The organism is Sphingobium sp. BHU LFT2, from assembly GCF_018604485.1.
Taxonomy (GTDB): domain Bacteria; phylum Pseudomonadota; class Alphaproteobacteria; order Sphingomonadales; family Sphingomonadaceae; genus Sphingobium; species Sphingobium yanoikuyae_A.
In genome coordinates this window covers 1-1,094 of sequence record NZ_JAFCGW010000067.1, presented here as the reverse complement: position 1 = coordinate 1,094, position 1,094 = coordinate 1, and the positions used below count along the sequence as shown (strand labels likewise).

Here is a 1,094-nt window from a genome sequence, read left to right as displayed (position 1 = left end):
TCTGCTCGACGTCGGCTTTTCCGACGCGTGGAATGCCGAGCATATCCGCCAGGATACCAGCAAAGCACTGGCCTATGCCAATGCGACCGGCTTTGCCCTTGATTGCCCGGACATGGCGCGTCTGGCTGCCATTCTCACCCCTTATTGGAAATGGGGCTATCCCCATTTGATCGGCGACCCGCCGATGGATGATGGCGGCTTTTCTCCTGAACAAGTTTGTCTGCTGATCCGCGCCTTGTTGGATCGCGTACATGACGTAACTGGTCATGCCCGCCTCGCGGATGGAGGCCAGCGGCATGCGACGATAGCGTCATGACGCTGCGCACTGACTTCGGCCATCTTCCAGCCTCGATCCGGCATGAGCTTGAGCAGGTGACATGGATGGTTTTCGAGACCTTCGCGGAATGCTGCAAAGGCAGACTGTCGCAGCAATATCGCGAGGGGCGTATCCTGGCAGTCATTCTGCACGGCCCGTACGCCGAGCAGGCATGGGAGGACGTTCCGCCGGGCGAGGCGTTCCGGTTGATGCTGATCGTCAACCATGTGCGCCTCGCGCGCAGCGAGCAGGATTGGCGATTGGTGCGAGACCGATTGCGCCGCGCATGGGAACATGGCGAGATTGCTCGGCCGGTCCGGATGACAGTGGAAAGCCTGGACCGGATCAACAGTGCTCTTGTCGATGCCGTGCCTCATTTCGTCACGATCGCGGAGAAGGGCGTAGCGCTGTATCAGGCGGAAGGGCTGCGCCTCAAAGCGCCGCGCCATTTGCCCGAGGAAGAGAGAGCCAGAAGGGGCAAAGCAGAATTCGCGCGCTGGCATAAAAATGGCTGCGACTTTCTGGCTGGTGCAGCCTTTTATCGTGACAGGGGCAATATGCGGATGGCCGCACTGTTGCTGCATCAGGCCTGCGAGCATCTTTACCAGAGCATATTATGGTCCTTCACGCTCCATGGACCACGCACCCATGCGCTGGATGAATTACGCGAAGCGGCGGAGGCCCTGGCGCCCGATCTCCGCGCCGCGTGGCCGCGCGAAGACCGGCATCAGCGGCGTGCCTTCGGATGCATCCGCAGGGCCTATGTCGAGGCCCGTTA

Annotated in this window: 1 protein-coding gene and 1 pseudogene; both read left to right on the top strand. The window is 60.9% G+C overall.

The window, feature by feature from the left end; genetic code table 11:
* Positions 1 to 316 (top strand): annotated as a pseudogene (locus tag JQK15_RS26455) (hypothetical protein); the annotation flags it as partial.
* A partial coding sequence (locus JQK15_RS26450) for a HEPN domain-containing protein (protein ID WP_502956887.1) occupies positions 313 to 1,094 on the top strand: 782 nt, incomplete at its 3' end. The pseudogene JQK15_RS26455 and the gene JQK15_RS26450, both read left to right, overlap by 4 nt.